Annotated in this window: 3 protein-coding genes and 1 tRNA gene; 3 read left to right on the plus strand and 1 reads right to left on the minus strand. The window is 48.2% G+C overall.

The window, feature by feature from the left end:
- The first annotated feature begins 326 nt into the window (after positions 1–326).
- The 3 genes from OB03_RS09730 (at position 327) to OB03_RS09740 (ending at position 2180) form a co-directional block, all read left to right on the plus strand.
- Positions 327–418, plus strand: a tRNA-Ser gene (locus tag OB03_RS09730).
- 213 nt (positions 419–631) lie between these two features.
- The gene (locus tag OB03_RS09735; protein WP_461344010.1) at positions 632–1786 is read left to right on the plus strand and encodes a hypothetical protein; all 1155 of its coding nucleotides are present in this window, start codon (positions 632–634) and stop codon (positions 1784–1786) included.
- Position 1787: 1 nt separating this feature from the next.
- Positions 1788–2180: a hypothetical protein gene (locus tag OB03_RS09740; protein WP_461344011.1), complete on the plus strand. Its 393-nt coding sequence runs from the start codon at positions 1788–1790 to the stop codon at positions 2178–2180.
- Positions 2181–2184: 4 nt separating this feature from the next.
- Here the strand turns inward: OB03_RS09740 and OB03_RS09745 are convergent, their stop codons facing one another.
- A complete protein-coding gene (locus OB03_RS09745) occupies positions 2185–2340 on the minus strand; it encodes a helix-turn-helix domain-containing protein (protein WP_461344012.1) in 156 nt (51 codons plus the stop codon).
- Between the last annotated feature and the right edge of the window lie 14 nt (positions 2341–2354).

Consider the following 2354-nt stretch of genomic DNA (forward strand, 5'->3'; position numbering starts at 1 on the left):
CCGCGATAGTAGAAAACGCGTAGTCGATATCCGTTTCGCTTACGTGCGGTGATCCATACATCAGGGCGGAGGGGGCCGCGCATGGCATGGCCATGCTTCGACTCACTGTGAGTCGAATCGCGATCACTTGCGGGCGCGGGTTCACCGCGCGCTGCCATAGCCAAATTCGCTTCCAAACGGACGTCCACCCAACCCCTGTCAGCCCAAAACCCCTCTGACATGACGTCGAAATCTGACTTAGTGGCCTATACCGCAGGTTAACGCGCAAGATTTCTCGAAAACCCCGTTGCATACCCGACAGTTACGGGCTATCCACGCCGCCTGCCGGAGACGTGGCCGAGTGGCTGAAGGCAACGGTTTGCTAAATCGTCGTACCCTGTAAGGGGTACCGAGGGTTCGAATCCCTCCGTCTCCGCCAGCAAACTTCAAACCCAATGAAATCAAGCATTTAAGCCTACCCCGCCGGGGCTTGTGTGACAGAATGTGTGACACTCTTTTGGGTGGATTGCCCCAGTACAATTGAACGTGAGCCATGCGGAATCATAGTTCCGCCTTTTAAAGACCGTTAAGTCCTAGCTATCTATGATAACGGTGGTTGATTAGGTGGTCGCGGGGGAGGGATCAAAAACGCATGCCTACGGATGATCACATCTTTAGACTTAGATACGTTGGGGATCGCTTCAAAGACGCGCATCTCCCCTTAGACGTACTTAATGATCTTCCAGCTTTTCGAGACCTGCTGGTTTCTTTCGCAAAGCAAGCGTGGTTGTCAAAAAACCCATCAAGGAAAAGGCTCCCTCGAGGTTTTGATAAGAGCTTTGCTTTCGATCTCGTTGGCATCGATCACGGTAGCGCTGTTCCAAAAATAGAATGGAATAGAGCGGAGGCTCAAGCGTTACTGCCCGGTATGACTGATGATCTATCGTCGATCGTTGCTGATGCGTATCAGGAAATCACTGATCTTTTCGCAGGCGCAGCCAACTCTAATGTGGCTGATAAATTATCAACCCAACAAATCAGAGCGCTCAATCGTTTTGGCTCGGGGTTGAAGCAAGGCGAGCAGATAGAGTTTAGCGGGCAATACGACAAAGACGGTAACGTCATCTATCTCGATATCGGAAAGCGAAAGAGCCTTATTACAAATCAGAGCGGCACCTACGTTCAGCGCTACGAAGGGGTAGGCGAACTATCCGGCGCGTGGGTTAGTGAAGATAAGGCTTCTGGGTCCGTGTTTGTTGCAACAGACAAGTACGGAGTTATCACTATCCCTATCGAAGTCGATCGTGTTGTCGATGAATTTGATGGGAATATTAATCAGCAGGTACAGTTCGATATATCTGTAGAACTTGATCGTGATGATGTTGTCAAAGGCGTTAAGATTGTTCACGAAATCGATTTGGTGGACGATATAACGGTTGTTGCTCCGGCACGCAGTGAGATGATTTCCTCTTTAAAAAATCTATCTTCTGGATGGCTAGATGGTGAAAGAGGAGCTGTGATTCAAGATCACGCTCTAGAAGCTGCTAGTCTTTTACTCGACTTAGAAGTATCTCGCTCAAAAGATATAAAGATATATCCCACTGAAAATGGGGGCGTTCTGCTTGAATTCTTGCATGGTGGTTGGGACTACTCTGTCGAGATTAATGAGGATAGAAGTATAGAGTTCTTTGGCATTGAAGTGGATGGATCTGGAGAATTCGGCCCATCTGAATATGCCGGATACAGTGTTGAATTTATCAAAGAATTTGAGAATAAGATAAGCGGTAAAGCATTCGGGGAGGGGTAGGGTGTCTGATACTTTGATTGATGATAATGAAATTTTGTATAGGCAAATCCATCCTAGCTTCATTGTAGGAGGCGTGCCTTCTAGCCAAGGATTTCAACCAACTCCAAAAGATGACAACAAGCTGTCGGTTGATAGGTCGACTATCTTCAGCGCGTCGGAATCTTACGACAATTACACATCTGGAGGTCTCGCTAGCTCGGGAGTCTATGGGGTTAGTGTAGCTGAGTTTCGCGAAGAAAATATTGAATGCGTTTCGGATCCATTACCGAAAACTGCAAAGCGTGATGAAAATCCAGCTCATGCATTGGCAGACTATAAAAATGTTGAAAAGGTTAAGCACACTGCTAAGCGTTTAAAAAATAAGGCCATCGCCCGAGGTCGGTCGCACCCTTAACTATTTATATAAGGAGGGGGCTAGGCTTTCGCTCAAGTCTTTGTGTGGCTGATCGTGAGACACCGAAGATTTTGGCAATCGCACCTAGGCTAGCCCCCTCAGAACGCATCTTCAGCACTTCGTCTTGCTGCGCCTTTGATAATGCTGCTGGGCGCCCCAGAGAGCGCCCCTGAG

This window comes from Brevundimonas sp. GN22, from assembly GCF_054824005.1.

Bases quoted from the DNA above. Each gene is read 5' to 3' on its own strand.
- OB03_RS09735 (WP_461344010.1), top strand. From the start codon at position 632: ATGCCTACGGATGATCACATCTTTAGACTTAGATACGTTGGGGATCGC.